This is a genomic window from Bradyrhizobium sp. USDA 4506 (assembly GCF_054058795.1).
The window spans coordinates 1,482,775-1,498,402 of sequence record NZ_JBSSBM010000002.1 but is presented as its reverse complement, the minus strand read 5'-3'; the positions used below and the strand labels follow the sequence as shown (position 1 = coordinate 1,498,402).

Below are 15,628 nucleotides of genomic sequence, written 5' to 3'. Positions count from 1 at the left end.
CGATTAGAGGAAAAGTTGTAGAAAAATTTAGTTTTAGGCTATTGTTAACCCTCCCCGCGGTCAAGAAATGTATTTGGTTAATCAATGCTTTCCGTCGAAGTGTGGTAAAGATCGGACAGGTCGAAGCAGAAAGAACAACGGCTTAGCGGGATTAACTTGGCCAAAGGCAGTATTTCCCCGGCCCCGTTCGTCCTTCCCGGCGATTTGGAGCAGCAGTCGATGCGGGTGATTCTTCAGGCGTGCGCCGCTGTCTTGATTTGGGGCTGTTTCGGCGCGGCCGCCGCGCAAGCCCCTGCACAACCTGTCCCCCAGGAGACCACGGTGGAGCGCCAGGTTCGCGCCCTGGCCAACCGGGACACCCAGATTGGCCTCTATCTCAACGTGTTACCTGATTGCACGTCGGGGCCGCTGCCGACCATCCGCCTGGTCACCGCGCCGGCTGCCGGAAAGGTTGTGGTGAAGTCGGCGAAGGCGAAGGCCACCAATTACAAGGCCTGCCTGGCGCTCGAGGTGCCAGCCTATGTCGCCTTCTACAAGGCGCCACCGGAATTTCTCGGCGACGACGCCTTGACTATTGAGGTCAAATATCAGGGCGGTCGAACCGAAATTCAGAAGATCACCGTCAAGGTGAGTGCACCAGGCGGGCAGCAGAAGATCTGATGGTGTTGCGGGCGGCCTGAGGCCCGCGCGCCGACCAATCGCCTTACAGCGGCTCGCCCTCGGCTTCGTCCTGCTGCAACGACACCTCGCTCGGTGCGGAGGCCGGCTGGCTGAGCGAAGCTCTATCCTCGTGGCAATCGCTGATTCGGCGGGCAACCACCCGGTCGGTCCGCGGCGCCTGACCAACATTGGTCTTGTTGACCTCGGTATAGGCCTCGTCGCTGAGAACCGTGATGACGGTGCTGACCGGCCCGAGATAGTCGCAGCGGTTGGAGAAGACGTATTTGTTGTTGATCTTTTCCGGCCGCGAAGAGTGGCAATTTCCAACGGACGGAGATGAGAAGGTCGCCTTCATCGCCTGGGTCGGATCGACACAGCGCGTCATTTCGCGCTCGAGCAGCGTTTGCCGGACGTTCGAGGACGAGGCGATTTCCAGCGTCCGCACGAAGCGCCACATCCCCTTTCGGAAGGTCGGTCCGCTGAATCCTTCCTCCGCCAGGGCGCTCGGGGAGGCGAGCACGAACACGGAAAGCGCGGTCACGACGCCAAGCGCGGATGCGAAGATCTTCGACGGGGCGAAGCCCTCACGCGATGTCATTTATTGAATCCCTAACCGGCCGATTGACGCGGATCGCGTGACTTCGCTTGAAGCACGTCCAACCTCACATCATTCAGGAGCATTTCGTGTTAAGACCCCGTAAATGCTTGGCCTTTGCTCGAAGTTCTCACGAGCTCTTGCGCCAAACACGGTGAATGCCCGGTTGCTTCAGGCCGGGGCAGCTTCGGCGCGAAAGGAAGCGCAGCGTCTGCGTCGTCGGGGACGAATGGACGCCTCGTCCGCCGCCACTGCCGTTTGATTGCCAGCTAATGCTGCAAAGCCGCCGCAGCGGACTTGTCAGTCTTGGCCTCGGACTTGGCCTCAATCTTGGCCGCGCTACCGTCGTCGCAGTCGCCGATCCTTGTCGCGACGACCGTGTCGGTCCGGGGATGCTCTCCGGTGCTGATCTCGTTCAGCTCGGTATAGGCCTCGTCGCTGCGCACGGTGATGACGGTGCTGACCGTCCCCATGTAATCGCAGCGGTGTCCGAAGGTGTATTGATTACCGACCTTCTCCGGCTTGTCCGAGACGCAGCTTCCGATCGATCCCGAGGCAAAGGTCGCCTTCATGGCGTGGGTCGGGTCGACGCAGCGCGTCGTCTCCGCGTTGACCACCCGATACTTGAAGTTCTTGTTGGCGGTCCTGACCACATCGAGCGTTCGCACGAAGCGCCACAGACCTTTGCGGAAGCTCGGGCCAGAAAAGGCTTGATCGCCCTGAGCCGGCTGCGCCGCCGCTGCCCGGCCGTTCGCCGGTTGAGGAGCCTGAGTCTGCGCATGAGCTGCCAGCGCAGGCAATGAGACAATCATCAGGGTCAGTAGCGAACGTGCAATGCCACCACGGAAGTCCATTCCCACCCCCGATGTCCGTCCGAATGCGTTCGTGATGCGATCCGGTCAGCGCATTGAAGCAATCTCCGGAACACGACTCAATACATCACACCACTTGCAGGGCGAATTGTGGCCAGTAAAGGCGCATTAACGCTACCGGGCAGCTTGCAGCCGAATTCAGACTCACTGCAGCAAACTTGCAACACCTGACACGCCATTCGCGATGGCGCCGGCCGATCTTCCCCGCACCGGATTGGGCAGAGAGGTTTGACCTCAGAGGTTTTTTTTGCTCATTTAGCGCGAGATATTTTCTTCAATTACTTAGCCTATCGCTGGACGAGGGGGCACTGATGCGTATTCGGTTTGGCTACACGGTCGCAGGCATTTTGGCGTTGGGCGCAACGTCGTTCGGCAACTCGGGGCCGGCGGCGGCAGCGGACCTTGGTCTCGTCACAAAGGCACCGGTCGGCACCTGCACCGAGATCGTCTTCACCTGCGAGAACGGCCATCAATATCCGCTGTGCCCGCGCGCCGTGTCGGTCGCGGGCGAAGTGGTCACGGCCTCCCTGCTCACCGGCCGTGGCGGCATCCATGTGCGGCACGTTCCGATGGGCGTCGGCTATCGCTATGCGGGCCGCGGCGTCTGGCTGGACGGCTTCCGGGAAAACGCGCTGCTCAACTTCGGCAAGCGCCACCAGGTGGCGTGCACCATCGCGCATTCATGAGTGCGCGCTCTGCGTCGCTGCAATCGGCGTGACGCAGAGCACCTCAAGCAGCCGAACTCTCCTCACCCCTTGGTGCGGAGCACGACGCGCGACGAGCGCGAGAACATATACGCCTTCGGATTGACGTAGACCGGGCAGTAGTCCTGCCACTGGTACAGCTGCCAATTCCATTTCCAGCAGCCCGATACGATCTGGGGCTCTTGCACGTAGTCCAGCCGGTACGGCGGATCGCCAAACGGATAGTAGTCGCCGCACCGCGCCGCCGTCGAAGACAGAACGACGATTGAAGCGGCCGCGGCAATGATCACAGAAAATGACTTGTTCATAACGCCCCTCGATGGAATGACGTGACCGCACGAGAGTGCCAAATCCGCCGGTCGTTATCAAGGTGCCGGCCGCCTGCCCCGAGACGTCAACCGGCCGCCTACACCGCGCGATTCTGCGTCGGCGCCCGGCCGCCGCCATCGGCGACCAGCACCGCGCCGGTCACGAAGGACGCCTCGTCGGAGGCCAGGAACAGGCAGCACGCGGCGATCTCGGCGGGCTCGGCCATCCGTCCCAGGGCAATGCGTCGTTCGACGCCGCGAATCTCGGCATCGACGGTGGTGCCGTTCTGGTCCGCGAGCAGCTGCATTTCATGGGCGCTCATCGGCGTGCGCACCCAGCCCGGTGCCACCGCATTGGCGCGGATGCCGTCGGCGCCGTGCGCATAGGCCAGCGAGCGCGTATAGGCGACGACGGCAGCCTTGCTGGCGGCGTAGCTTGCGCTGTCCGGGCTGGCATTGAACGCGGCAACCGAGGCGACGTTCACGATCGCGCCGCCGCGCTGCCGGAGCAGCGGCAGGGACGCGCGACAGACACGCATCGTCCCCGTGAGGTTGACATCAAGCGTTTTGGCCCAGACCTCGTCGGAGACGCTGGCGGGCTGATCCGGCACGATCAGGCCGGCGGCGTTGACTACGATGTCGAGCCACGCGCCGCAGGCGGTGATGGCCTTTGCGATGTCGTCCGGCCGGGTGACGTCACCATGGATTGCCTGCCCGCCACACTCCACTGCTGCGGCCTGCAACTCGGCGTCGCCGAGGCCGAACAGCACGACGCGCGCGCCGCTCAACGCCAGCAGCGCCGCCGTCGCCCGGCCGATCCCCGTGGCTGCGCCGGTCACCAGCGCCGTCTTTCCGTCGAGTCGCGGCATCAGGGCATGATCCGGAAAAGTGGAAACCGGTTTTCCGAGAAGATCATGCTCATCTAGGCTCCCCACTGCCGTTCGACGGCAAATCCGGTCTCCGGCAGCGTCGAGCCGCCGTCGACGACGATGGTCTGCCCGGTGACGTATTTGGCCTCGGTGGAGGCGAGATAGAGCATCGCGCAGGCGATGTCGTCGGCGCTACCCATGTGCCCCATCGGGATAAAGCGCTCGAGCTTCGCCTTGTTCTCCGGCGCGCTCATAGTGCCGCGGCCCGGCTTTTCGATGAAGCCGGCCTCGACGCCGTTGACCGTGATGCCGTCGCGCGCGAGCTCAAAGGCGGCGCCGCGGATGAATGCGTTGACGCCGGCCTTCGTCGCCGAGTAATGCGCGCCGCCGCCCATCGCGACGCGCGCGGAGACCGAGGATGTCACGAGGATGCGCCCGAACCTGACGGCACGCATGTGCGGAATTGCGGCCTGCGCGAGCCAGATGCTGGCGTTGAGGTTCAGCGCCAACGTATCCTCGAGCTTGGCTTCATCGAGCTCCTCAAGCGATGACCACGGACAGCCGCCGGCATTGTGCACGACGATATCGAGCCGGCCGTATCTCGCGGCCACACCGTCAACCAGCGCCCGCAAGCTGCCGCGATCGAGCCTGTCGAACGGAACGCAATGCGCCGCCCGTCCATCGGCCACGAGTTCGCGCGCCAACGCCTCGGCCACATCAAGAGTCCGGTTGGCGATCACCACGGTCGCGCCGGCCTCTGCGAGCCGTCTCACGATGGCCGCGCCGATCCCCCTGCCCCCGCCGGTGACGATGGCGACCCGGCCGTCAAGATTGAACGGAGCCGTCTGCATCAGATTGCCCCCGCGCCGCGCAGCAAGTCGATGAACTGCGCCAACGCCGCCGTGTGCTTGTCGACGTCGCGCGCCGACGTCGCCGGACACATCAGCAGCATGGTGTGGAACGGGGTCACCAGAATGCCGTCGTTGATGTAGAACGCATGCAGCAGGGTCTCGAGATCGGGTTGCCGGCCCGCAATGACGTCGGCGCCGCTGCGCGGCGGCTGCGGCATGAACATGATCTCGGCGCGCGCGCCGATCTGCGTCACGTGCCAGGGCAGACCGGCCGCCGCGATCAGGCGGCGCGCTTCCTGCGCGAGCCAGGTCGCGGTTCCGATCATCCGCTCGTAATTCGCAGAGGTCAGCACCTTCTCCAGCACCGCGCGCATGGTCGCGACCGTCAGCGCGTTGCCGGCAAGCGTGCCGCCGAATCCAAGATGCGCCGACTGCCGTTCGCGCGGATTGACGTGGGGAACGAGTTTCCAGAGCCGCTCGGCGATCTCGTAGCTGAGACCAAACACCCCGGCGGGGATGCCGCCCGCGATCGCCTTGCCCGCGACGAAAATGTCGGGATCGAGCCCATGGCTCTCCGTATAGCCGCCCGGTCCGCAGGACAGTGTGTGGGTCTCGTCGATGATGAGGACGGTGCCGGCGCGGCGGGTCAGGTCACGCAAGGCACGGTGAAAACCGGGATCGACCGGGATCATGCCGAAATTCGTCATCAGCGGCTCGGTCAGCACGCAGGCGACGTCGCCATGCGCAAGCGCCGCCTCGAGGCCCGCAACATCGTTGAATTCAACGACCCGGCTCACGGCATCATGATCGATGCCGTTGGGATGGATCATGTTGCGCAGGCCGACCCGGCCGTCGCGGATCTCGACATGCGCCTCCTCGACGCCGCCATGATAGCAGCCGGAGAACACCAGCACCTTGCGCCGGCCGGTGATCATACGCGAGATGCGGATCGCGGCACGGTTGGCGTCGGTCGCCGACGTCGTCAGCGTCCAGTATTTCGGGCCGAAGCGCCGCGACAGCTCGGCGCCGACCCAGATGCTGTCTTCCGTCGGCAGCATCATGGTCGCGCCACGCTTGAGCTGAGCGAGCGCCGCCTCGGTCACCGCCTCGGGCGCGTGCCCACACATGCCGCCGGTGTCGCCAAGGCAGAAATCGATGTAGTCGCGTCCGTCGATATCCCTGATATGCGCGCCCTGCGCCTCCTCGGCATAGACAGGGAAGCCGCCGGCCCAGCGCCGCATCCAGTGCGACGGGCCGCCATAAAGATAATGCTGCCTTCCCTCCTGCCAGGCCGCGGCCGAGCGCGGGTGCAGCGCGCGAAAGCGCTCCTGCTCGGCATCGAGCAATCGGTTCAGAACGCCGGCGCGTTCGGCAGCCAAAGATGTCATAGCGCGATCCAGGCGGTCTTGAGGTCGGTATAGGCGTCGAGGGCGTGCAGCGACTTGTCGCGTCCGAAGCCGGATTGCTTGAAGCCGCCGAGCGGCACCGTGATGTCGGCGCCGCCATAGGCGTTGACGTGCACGACGCCGGCCTTGATGGCGCGCACCATACGATGCGCCGTCGACAGACTTGCGGTCCACACCGCCGACGCAAGTCCATAGGGGGTCGCATTGGCGAGCGCTGTGGCATCTTCCTCGCCCTCGAACCGCGTCACTGCCAGCACCGGGCCGAACACCTCATCGCGCCAGACCTGCATCGACGGCGTCACTTCGGTGAGGATCGTAGGCGCCATGAAGTTGCCGCCGCTCTCGGCGCGGATTTGCTCGCCGCCGATCAGCCGCGTCGCGCCCTGCGCTTCCGCGCCGGCAACGGCATCCAGGTTCTTGCGCAACTGCGGCTTGCTCGCGATGGCGCCGATATCCGAGGTCAGTTCGAGGGGATCGCCGACGCGGAGCTTCGCGGTGGCGTCGCGCAGTTCGGCCATGAAGCGATCATAGATCGAGGATTGCACCAAGAGCCGCGATCCGGCCACGCAGACCTGGCCGGAGTTTCGGAAGATCCCGCTCGCGGAGACTTTGGCCGCATGCTTGATGTCAGGCACATCGGCGAACACGATGTTGGGCGACTTGCCGCCAAGCTCTAGATGGACGCGCTTCAAGTTCGATCGCGCCGAGCATTCCAGGAGACGCCGGCCCACCGCACCCGAGCCGGTGAAGGCAAGCACATCGACATCCATGTGCAGCGCGAGCACTTCGCCGGCCGTTGCGCCGCGGCCGGTGACGACGTTGAGCACGCCGTCGGGCAACCCCGCCTCGGTCGCGAGCTCGGCAAACCGCAACAGCGTCAGCGAGGCAAGCTCCGGCGGCTTGACCACGACCGAATTTCCGGCGGCGAGCGCCGGGCCGATCTTCCACGCTCCGATCATCAGCGGGAAATTCCACGGCACGATCACGCCGACGACACCAAGCGGCTCGCGATGCACGAGCCCGAGCACATCGCCTGAGGTCGGCGCGATCTCGCCATAGACCTTGTCGATCGCCTCGGCGTAGTAACGGATGGTGCCGGCGGCCGAGAGCGGTTCGGCCTTGTAGGCCATGCTGATCTCGGTGCCGTTGTCGCGGACGCCGAGCACCGCAATCTCGAGCGCATGCCGCTCGATGAGGTCGGCGAACCGCAGCAATACCTTCTTGCGCTGCGCCGGCGCCGCGCGCGACCAGCCACCCTGCTCGAAGGCCTGCCGCGCATGTCTCACCGCGGCGTCGACATCGGCCGCATCGCCGTCAGCGATGCTGGTCAATAGCTGGCCGTCGATCGGCGACACGACATCAAGCCGCGCCTCGCTGATCGCCGGCGCCGGCCGGCCGCCGATGAAGAGCTGCTGGGCCGGAATGACGGCCGCGCGTAATCGATCGATCTGGGCTTGCTGCATGCGAGATAACTGTGACGATAACAAAAGCGGCTTCCGAGCAAGACCGCTGGCACGGCGCAATCCTCGCCAAATCAAGGCTTTGGCAGCAATCAACCGATAGGTGGATGTCACGGCAAGGCGTGTCCCCATAGCGTGATCGCACGATGGCCGAGCGCTCCGCCTGCGTTATCCAAACCGGTTGTCACCATCCCTTACGCCTGCCGGCGAGCCGAAGGTCATGCCTGAGATGACGCAGCCCCGCATTCTCCTGATCGGAACGGGAGACACCAAGGCCGACGAACTGCTGTTCATGAGCGAGTGCATCGCGCGCGCCGGTGGCCAAACCATCATGATGGACATTAGCGTGCTCGGGGATCCGCCGTACCAGGCGGCACATGACAAGCACGCGGTGGCGGCCGCCGCACAGACCACGATCGAGGCGATCGCATCGAGCGGCGACGAGAATTCCGCGATGTCACTGATGGCGGTTGGCGCCGCCAATCTGGCGCGCGCGCTCGCGGAGCGCGATACCATCGACGGCGTGATCGCGATCGGCGGTACGATGGGCACCGACCTTGCGCTCGACGTCGCGCAGGCGCTGCCGCTCGGCCTGCCGAAGCTGATCGTCTCGACCGTCGCCTTCTCGCATCTGATCCCGCCCGAGCGCGTCGCCGCCGATCTGATGATGATCCTGTGGGCCGGCGGTCTCTACGGCCCTCAACGGTACCTGCACCGCCGTGCTGTCGCAGGCCTGCGGCGCGATCGTCGGCGCCGCCAGAAGCGCAATCAAGCCGCGTAAGGACCGGCCGGTCGTTGCGATCACCTCGCTCGGCAAGAGCTGCCTGCGCTATATGGTCGAGCTCAAGCCGCAGCTCGAACGGCGCGGCTACGAGGTGGTCGTCTTCCACACCACCGGCATGGGCGGCCGCGCGATGGAATCGATCGCCGCGCAAGGTGGCTTTGCCGCGGTGCTGGACCTCAGCCTGCAGGAGGTCGCCAACCAGCTCACCGGCTCGGTGGTCAATTCCGGCGCTGACAGGCTTGAGAATGCAGGCAGAGCCGGCATTCCACAGATCGTCGCGCCGGGGGCGATCGACATGGTCGACTTCCCGGCATGGCTTGGGGTTCCGAGCGAGCTGTCGGATCGCCCGTTCCACGCGCATAACCGGCTGCTTGCGTCGGCAACGTCGGGATCCGCTGATCGCCAACGGATCGCCCGCGCGATTGCCGAGAAACTGTCCCAGGCCAACGCTCCCGTTGCCTTCGTGCTGCCCGCCGGCGGCATCCAGCAATGGGATCGCGAAGGCGAAGCCTTGCACGATCCCGACGCCCTCGCCGCCTTCGTCGACGCCATGCGATCGGCGATCAAGGCGCCGGTCGAGCTGCACGAGATCAAGGATCACATCAACAGCGCCGCATTCGACGAAACGGTGCTCGGCATCTTCGACCGATGGGTCGCTGCCGGCATTGTCCCTCGCGGCGGCACCACGGCTGCCGCATGAGGAGGCCGCTTGCCCAGGCGCTGGTGCTCGACTTCGGCGGGGTGATCTCGAAGACATTGTTCGAGACCCATGACCTGACCGAGCGCGCGCTCGGGCTCGCCCCGTGCACGCTGAAATGGCTCGGACCGTTCGCACCCGACAGCGATCCGCTCTGGACGAGCATGCAGCGTGGCGAGATTTCGGAACGCGACTACTGGCTCATCCGCAGCCGCGAGGTCGGGCGCCTGGTCGGCGAGGACTGGCGCGACATGGAGACCTTCGTGAAACGCGCGCGCGGCGCCGATCCCGACACCGTGATCCGCCCCGAGGCAGCGCGCGCGATCACCCTCGCCGCCGATGCCGGGTTCCGGCTCGCCATCCTCTCCAACGAGCTCGACCTGTTCTACGGCACCGATTTCCGCAGCCGTCTCTCCATCCTCAAGCGCTTCGACACCATCGTCGATGCCACGCATACCGGGATCCTGAAGCCCGACCCCCGCGCCTATCAAAGCGTGCTGGACGAACTGGCACTGGAGGCAGACAATTGCGTCTTCGTCGACGACCAGCGCCGCAACATCGCAGGCGCCGCCGCGTGCAACATGCGCACGGTGCTGTTCGATGTGCGCAATCCTGCCGCGTCCTACAGCGAGGCGCTGCGGCATTTCGGGCTGCAATTCGACTAAAGCGCTTTCGAGCGAAGTGGTACCGGTTCGCGTGAAGAAAGCGCATCAAAACTGGAATCTGGAGCCCCGTCCCGATTCCATCGGAACGGAAAAGGCTCCGGCCGGACAGGGAACGATCATGCGCGACAGAAACTTCCTGGTTGAGAACAACGCCAAGCCGATCTGGCACCCGATGGCCCATCCCGCCGAGATGCGGGCGCAGCCGCCGCGGATCGTGATGAAAGGCGAAGGTGTTGAAGTCACCGACATCGATGGCAAGACCGTGATCGATGCGGTCGGCGGATTGTGGAATGTCAATCTCGGCTACAGCTGCGATCCGATCAAGCAGGCGATTGCGGACCAGCTCAGCGCGCTGCCGTATTATTCCGGCTTTCGCGGCACCTCATCCGGCCCCTCGATCGAGCTCGCCTACGAGCTCACCGAATGGTTCAAGCCGGAAGGCATGGTGCGCGCCTTCTTCACTTCGGGCGGCTCGGACTCGGTCGAGACCGCGCTGCGGCTCGCGCGGCAATACTGGAAGATCAAGGGCCAGGCTGACCGCACCAAGTTCCTGGCGCTGAAGAAGGGCTACCACGGCACCCATTTCGGCGGCGCTTCCGTCAACGGCAACGCCAATTTCCGCCGCAACTATGAGCCGATGCTGCCCGGCGTGTTCCATATCCCCGCGCCGTCGACCTATCGCAATCCCTTCAACGAGACCGATCCCGCAAAACTCGCGCAGCTGTGCGCGGCGGCGATGGAGGAGGAGATCGCATTCCAGGGCGCCGACACCATCGCGGCCTTCATCATGGAGCCGGTGCTCGGGGCTGGCGGCGTGATCGTGCCGCCGGACAGCTTCATGAAGCTGGCGCGCGAGATCTGTGACCGTCACGGCATCCTGATGATCGCGGACGAGGTCGTCACCGGTTTCGGGCGCACCGGCGCATGGTCGGGTTCGCGGCTCTGGGGCGTGAAGCCCGACATGATGACGATGGCGAAGGCGATCACCTCGGGCTATTTCCCGCTCGGCGCGACGCTGATCGGCGAGCAGGTTGCGGAAGCCTTCGAGGCCGACACGACCACGTTCGGCTCGATCGGCCACGGCTACACCTATTCCGGCCATCCGGTCGGCTGCGCCGCGGGCCTTGCGGCGCTCGCCGAGACCCGCCGCCTCAAGCTTGACGAGAATGCCGCCGCGCGCGGCGAGGACCTTGCGCGGGCGCTGGCCGCGCTCAAGGCGAAGCACGCGCTGGTCGGCGACGTCAGGGGCAAGGGTTTGATGGCCGCGCTCGAACTGCTCGCCGATCGCGACAGCAAGAAGCCCGCCGACAAGAAGACGATGGCGAAGGTTGCCGACGCCGCCTACGACGCCGGCGTGATGCTGCGTGTCTCCGGCAACAACCTGATCCTGTCGCCGCCCCTGATCCTGACGCCGGCCGACGTGAGGCGGATCGCCGAAGGGATCGACGCCGGGCTGTCAGCGGCTTCCTGATAGCGCACTCACACAAGCCATGGCGCGCTCGAACAGCGCGCCATCCGCCCTGCCGCGGTCAAGGCAATCGGCCAGCGATATGGCTGACATCCGCTGGTCGGTGCAGAAGATGCGCATGAAGTCGGCCGCGAGCGCGACCTTGCGCGGCGCCGGTTGCCTCTCCCAGTCGCTGGTGCTCAGATAGAGCAAGGACGCATCGTCAACGCTGCTGTTTTCGGCCGCTGCGCCACGCGCGGCTGGGCCGGTCGCCAGCAACGCCAACAGCGCGCCGACCACGGCTCCCATGCGATGCATGCGGCCGCTCATTTCGTCTCCCTGGCATTCACCATCGGCGGCACGTCGAGCGCGGGATTGCGATCGAAGAAGTTGAACGGACGCAGCCGGAAGCCATGCCATAGGCCCGGCATGGCCGGCCAATCCTCGGCGCGCGGCACGTGGCGGAAGCCAACCGTGTACCACAGCACGAGGTCGCGGTCCTCGATCGGCCGCTTGGCCGCCGTCCATTTCGGCAGGCCGTCGACCTCGGGGTTTCCGTTCGGATACATGCCCGCGGCGTAGCGCTCGTCCTTGGCGTAGGCCGAGGTCCACAGCGTGTAGGCGCTGAAACCGGCACGCAGCTGGATCGGATCGTCCTTGGCGAGCAGCGAGACGTCGGAGTGGCCGGGCATCAACTGATAGCTTGTGCGGTAGCCGCGGCTGTTGGTCCTGCCCGTGCTCTCGACCCTAAATTGCGCCGCGTTCAGCGGCATGGTGATCGGACCTTCGGTCGCAACCGGCCTGGTGTCGACCTGCCAGAGGCTCTTGCGCTGACCCTGCTCCAGGCGGCGGACATTGAAGCGATCCTCGACCAGCCGGTTCGAGGTGCCGTCGACGTCCATGTCGATCCGGAACGTCATGTAGTGATCGTGATTGACCGCGAGCAGCCGTTCGTCGACCAGCGTCCCAAAGGCGGTATCCTGCGCGGCCGTCGGGTCGCTCAGTGTCTTGCTCGCGACGCCCTTGGTGGCATCGATGCCGTAGGCGCCGAGCCGCACATCGATATTGCCGGCACGGTCGAACACGTAGTCGACCAGATAGTCGTAATTGCCGACCACCGGCGCCATCCGCACCACCAGCTCATTGTTCGGCCGCACCTCGGCGGTGTTGTTGATCAGCTCGCTGTGGCGCCAGATCGGATCGCCGGTCGGGCGCTCGAAGATGCAGACCGCGCCCTTGGACACGACCGGCGCGCCCTTGGTATCCGAGATCGTCAGGTCGAGATAATGCGCGCCTTCGGGACAATCCACGCCGCGCTGCAATTCACTGGAGAGCACGCCAAAGCCGTACTCGCCGATATCCATATAGGCGCGGAACGACCAGGTCGGCGCCGGATCCATATAAGGCACGAACATCTCGCTCGCCGAGATCTGATAGGCGATGTCGCGGAGCGTGCCGTGGTCATCGTAGCGGATCAGCGACAGCACGGCGCCGACACGCGGCTCGAGACGGACATGGAACGACCAGTTGTCCCAGCGGACTTGGCCGCCCTCCACCTTCACGTTGCTGCCTTCAGGCGCGGCGATTTCGATCGGCTTCGGCGGCTTGCGATATGTTCCGGAGTCGGCATAGGCGTGCGAGGGCGTCTGCGGCGGTGGCGGCACCACGCCGAGATCGGTCACCGACAGCACCGTTTTGCTCTTGAGATCGACCTGAGCGAACAGGTTCTCGATCGGCTTGCCCCAGAGATTGTTGGCGGCGCCCGTGGTGTCGACACAGGGAACGTTGAGCAGGCGGCGGCCTTTCAGGACCGGGTCGCTCACCGGACCGACCGTCAGCGGCAGACACATGACGTTGCGGAAATCGGTGATGCCGCGCTTGGCCATCGCGGCGATCCAGCGCGGGTCCTGCTTCGGCAGGTCGCCGGCGGAGATCAGCTCATCGATGGTCAGCGCAGCCTCGTGATCCCTGACTTCCTGCCAGCCGAGCAGGCTTCGCGTGGCGAGATCAACATGCGCCTCGTAGAGATGCCCGCCGCTCAGCAGCGTCGCGCTGGCCCGGCGCGTGAAGGGCTGTCCGGGCTTCCACGCCCGCACCTCGTCCTTGGGATCCTCCTCGACCGACATCGAGACGACCCGCGCCGAGTCGTCGAGCTTGCCGGCGCCGCGCAGGATATCGGAGACCGAGCGGATTTCGTCGGTGGTGAGCCCGTCCATCGGGTGCGTTGCGGCCGCCTGCGGCCACATCCGCCGCTCGGCCTGCGCCGGCAGCGGCGCCGCCAATGTCGCGACCATCAGACCGGCCACTGCCCACACGCCATGCCTGAAAATCAGAGCCATTCCGCCCTCCACTCAAAGCTAGAACTGCCAGAATACAAGCAACGGCGGCGACGTGAAGGCCCGCTCCTTCATCCGGTAACCTGTTCCGACGCCGCCGGCAGGATTGCGGCCGCGGCCGGGCGTGGCGCGGCGCGGTGGACATCGAGCAGCCGCACGCCGATGCGATCGCGCAAGGCCGGCCAGAGGCCGCGCGGCGCCACGATCATCACGACGACGGCGATGATGCCGAGCCCCACCAGATACCAGCCGCCGGACAGGCCGAGCGGTCCGGTCATCAGCTCGCGCAGGCCGAAGAAGATGATGACGCCGAGGATCGGGCCTTCCAGCGTTCCAATACCGCCGATGATCACGATAAACATCATGTAGACGGACCAGTTGACGTCGAAGGCCGCTAGCGGCGCGATGAACAGATTGCCCATGAAGCTGAGCGCGCCGGCAAGCCCACATCCCGCCGCCGAGAGCACGAAGGCGACGAAACGATTGTGCCGGACGTCAACGCCGACGCTCATCGCGGCAAGATCATTGTCGCGCACGCTCATCAGCCCGAGCCCGAAGCTCGACGTCATCATCCTGTACAGCGCCGCAATGGTCACGAGCGTCAGGCCGCCGGCGAGCCAGAACATCGTCGGCTCGAACCAGTCAAAATCGATCAGCTTGCTGGTCGCGAGCGGCACGCCCGACGTGCCGCCGACGGCCTGCGACTTCATTGTGAACGCGCCGATGATTTCGGCGAACACCCACATCGCGATCGAGAAATAGGCGTCGCGCAAACGAAACAGCGGAAAGGCGATGATCGCCGCAACGGCGCCCGCCACCAGCGGCGCGACCGGCAGCACCCAGATCGGCGTAACCTCGAGCCAGCCCGAGGTCAGGAACAGCGCATAAGCGCCGAAGGCGATGAAGACCTGGTGGCCAAGCGAGACCAGCCCGGCATAACCCGCCAGCAGGTTCCACATCTGCGCCATCGTCAGCAAGAGTAGGCACTCGGTCGCGAGCCGCAGGAATCCCTCGTTCAGCACGAAAGGCGCGCCGGCAATCACCGCGACGAGCACGATGGCAGAGGCCGCAAGAATGGTACGTGTCGGCATCGGCATCACACCCTGCTCGACACGAGACCCGACGGGCGGATCAGCAGCATGATGAAGAACAGGAGGTGCGCATAGAGCAGCCCGGCATTCGGATCGATTTTCAGCCCGATCAATTGCGCCATGCCGAGCGCGATGCCGCCGAGCAGCGCGCCCCAGAACGAGCCGAGCCCGCCGAGCACCACGACTTCGAACGCGATGAGGAGCCGCTCGGCCCCCGAGAACGGCGTGAAGCTCGAGCGCACCGCGAGCAGCACGCCGCCGATCGCGCCGAGCGCGAGCGACAGGCCCATGACATAGTTATAAACCCGGTCCGGTTTGACGCCGGACAGCCGGACGATATCGCGGCGGTCGGCGGTGGCGCGCACGATCCGGCCGAACTCGGTATGGCGCAGCACGAGTTGCAGCGCCATGAACAGCAGCGCGGCGAGCACCAGCGTCAGCAACGGCATGATGCCGATGTTGAGGCCCGCGATCTCGAGGCTGGCGCGCGAGAGCTCGCCGACCTGGAGGCTGCGCACGTCGGCGCCGAACACCTCGACCATCACGTTGCGCAGGATCACCGACACGCCGAAGGTCAAAAGCAGCGGCGACAGCGGATCGGGCGACGTCACGACCCGGTTGACGATGGCGGCCTGGTAGAGCCATCCGACCGCAAAGGACAGCGCAATCACCGGGATCAACATCAACAGCGGCGACACCTGCGGAAACAGGTTGGCCAGCAGCACGGCGCAGAACGCGCTCAGCACCATGAACTCGCCATGCGCGATGTTGACGACGCGCATCACACCGAACACCAGTGCGAGCCCGATGCCGAGCAGCCCATACAGCCCGCCAAGCAGGGCCCCGTTGATCAACGTCTCAACCCAGATCATGTCGTGCCAAC

The 15,628-nt window shown here is 65.2% G+C and carries 15 protein-coding genes and 1 pseudogene; 5 read left to right on the top strand and 11 right to left on the bottom strand.

The annotated features are described in order from the left end of the window. Nucleotides 1-156 precede the first annotated feature (156 nt). Nucleotides 157-660 (top strand): hypothetical protein, encoded by a 504-nt coding sequence (locus tag ACVIHF_RS09180; RefSeq protein WP_253609349.1) that lies wholly within the window; start codon nt 157-159, stop codon nt 658-660. 43 nt (nt 661-703) lie between these two features. Here the strand turns inward: ACVIHF_RS09180 and ACVIHF_RS09175 are convergent, their stop codons facing one another. Continuing rightward, entirely contained in the window at nt 704-1,258 is a 555-nt protein-coding gene (locus ACVIHF_RS09175) for a DUF3617 domain-containing protein (protein ID WP_253609350.1), read from the bottom strand. Between the two features lie 266 nt (nt 1,259-1,524). Beyond that, a complete protein-coding gene (locus ACVIHF_RS09170; RefSeq protein ID WP_253609351.1) occupies nt 1,525-2,109 on the bottom strand; it encodes a DUF3617 family protein in 585 nt (194 codons plus the stop codon). Nucleotides 2,110-2,438: 329 nt separating this feature from the next. Between ACVIHF_RS09170 and ACVIHF_RS09165 the strand changes: the two genes are divergently transcribed. Continuing rightward, complete coding sequence (locus ACVIHF_RS09165) at nt 2,439-2,813, top strand: hypothetical protein (RefSeq protein WP_456780980.1); 375 nt, start codon at nt 2,439-2,441, stop codon at nt 2,811-2,813. A gap of 62 nt (nt 2,814-2,875) precedes the next feature. On the opposite strand, the gene ACVIHF_RS09160 is transcribed toward ACVIHF_RS09165, so the two are convergent. From ACVIHF_RS09160 to ACVIHF_RS09140, 5 genes are all read right to left on the bottom strand, one after another. Further along, the gene (locus tag ACVIHF_RS09160) at nt 2,876-3,139 is read right to left on the bottom strand and encodes a hypothetical protein (protein ID WP_076826182.1); all 264 of its coding nucleotides are present in this window, start codon (nt 3,137-3,139) and stop codon (nt 2,876-2,878) included. Between the two features lie 98 nt (nt 3,140-3,237). Further along, nucleotides 3,238-4,008: an SDR family NAD(P)-dependent oxidoreductase gene (locus ACVIHF_RS09155; protein ID WP_456791927.1), complete on the bottom strand. Its 771-nt coding sequence runs from the start codon at nt 4,006-4,008 to the stop codon at nt 3,238-3,240. A 53-nt stretch (nt 4,009-4,061) separates the two neighbouring features. Beyond that, the gene (locus tag ACVIHF_RS09150) at nt 4,062-4,859 is read right to left on the bottom strand and encodes an SDR family oxidoreductase (protein ID WP_456791926.1); all 798 of its coding nucleotides are present in this window, start codon (nt 4,857-4,859) and stop codon (nt 4,062-4,064) included. Continuing rightward, nucleotides 4,859-6,247 (bottom strand): transaminase, encoded by a 1,389-nt coding sequence (locus ACVIHF_RS09145; RefSeq protein WP_456791925.1) that lies wholly within the window; start codon nt 6,245-6,247, stop codon nt 4,859-4,861. The genes ACVIHF_RS09150 and ACVIHF_RS09145 overlap by 1 nt, the downstream gene beginning before the upstream one ends. Next, on the bottom strand, nt 6,244-7,728 hold the full coding sequence (locus ACVIHF_RS09140; protein WP_456791923.1) for an aldehyde dehydrogenase: 1,485 nt from the start codon (nt 7,726-7,728) through the stop codon (nt 6,244-6,246). The genes ACVIHF_RS09145 and ACVIHF_RS09140 overlap by 4 nt, the downstream gene beginning before the upstream one ends. A 217-nt stretch (nt 7,729-7,945) precedes the next feature. Here ACVIHF_RS09140 and ACVIHF_RS09135 point away from each other — a divergent pair. From ACVIHF_RS09135 to ACVIHF_RS09125, 3 genes and pseudogenes are all read left to right on the top strand, one after another. After that, nucleotides 7,946-9,209, top strand: a pseudogene (locus ACVIHF_RS09135) (Tm-1-like ATP-binding domain-containing protein). After that, nucleotides 9,206-9,871, top strand: coding sequence for an HAD family hydrolase (locus tag ACVIHF_RS09130; RefSeq protein WP_456791922.1), 666 nt, complete (start codon nt 9,206-9,208; stop codon nt 9,869-9,871). The pseudogene ACVIHF_RS09135 and the gene ACVIHF_RS09130 overlap by 4 nt, the downstream one beginning before the upstream one ends. A 118-nt stretch (nt 9,872-9,989) precedes the next feature. Then, the gene (locus ACVIHF_RS09125; protein ID WP_456780987.1) at nt 9,990-11,342 is read left to right on the top strand and encodes an aminotransferase class III-fold pyridoxal phosphate-dependent enzyme; all 1,353 of its coding nucleotides are present in this window, start codon (nt 9,990-9,992) and stop codon (nt 11,340-11,342) included. Here ACVIHF_RS09125 and ACVIHF_RS09120 read toward each other — a convergent pair. From ACVIHF_RS09120 to ACVIHF_RS09105, 4 genes are all read right to left on the bottom strand, one after another. Beyond that, complete coding sequence (locus ACVIHF_RS09120) at nt 11,328-11,648, bottom strand: hypothetical protein (RefSeq protein ID WP_456780988.1); 321 nt, start codon at nt 11,646-11,648, stop codon at nt 11,328-11,330. The genes ACVIHF_RS09125 and ACVIHF_RS09120 overlap by 15 nt on opposite strands. Then, entirely contained in the window at nt 11,645-13,657 is a 2,013-nt protein-coding gene (locus tag ACVIHF_RS09115) for a copper amine oxidase (protein ID WP_456780989.1), read from the bottom strand. Before ACVIHF_RS09115 ends, ACVIHF_RS09120 begins: the two co-directional genes overlap by 4 nt. Nucleotides 13,658-13,725: 68 nt before the next feature. Continuing rightward, nucleotides 13,726-14,745, bottom strand: a complete 1,020-nt coding sequence (locus ACVIHF_RS09110) for a branched-chain amino acid ABC transporter permease (RefSeq protein WP_456780990.1) — start codon at nt 14,743-14,745, stop codon at nt 13,726-13,728. A 5-nt stretch (nt 14,746-14,750) separates the two neighbouring features. Continuing rightward, the gene (locus tag ACVIHF_RS09105) at nt 14,751-15,617 is read right to left on the bottom strand and encodes a branched-chain amino acid ABC transporter permease (RefSeq protein ID WP_057017060.1); all 867 of its coding nucleotides are present in this window, start codon (nt 15,615-15,617) and stop codon (nt 14,751-14,753) included. Between the last annotated feature and the right edge of the window lie 11 nt (nt 15,618-15,628).